This window comes from Collinsella sp. AM24-1 (assembly GCF_003470325.1).
Lineage (GTDB): Bacteria > Actinomycetota > Coriobacteriia > Coriobacteriales > Coriobacteriaceae > Collinsella.
Genome location: NZ_QRHM01000004.1, coordinates 134,250 through 134,485, shown reverse-complemented (window position 1 = coordinate 134,485; position 236 = coordinate 134,250). Strand labels below are relative to the sequence as shown.

Sequence of the window (236 nt, the reverse complement as noted above, 5' to 3'; positions counted from 1 at the left end):
AGGTTTCCTGGGCAAGGCTAATCCTCCCAGGGTCAGTCGGGGGCTAAGGCGAGGCCGGTAGGCGTAGCCGACGCGCAGCAGGCAGACATTCCTGCACCGCGCACGCGGCGCTACGACCGACGGGGCGACGGATGGGGGTGGCTCGGCGGGGTTCTGGACGTCCCCGTGATGGAGCGCGGCCCGCGGACCAGGGAAATCCGGTCCGCACGAGGGCGAGGCTCCGGACGAAGCGATCA

1 rRNA gene (only partly in view) is annotated in these 236 nt (G+C 70.3%); it reads left to right on the top strand.

The features are described 5' to 3' along the window. Positions 1-236, top strand: a 23S ribosomal RNA gene (locus tag DW661_RS10215) (its annotated part extends past both window edges: 1,559 nt to the left, 1,555 nt to the right); the annotation flags it as partial.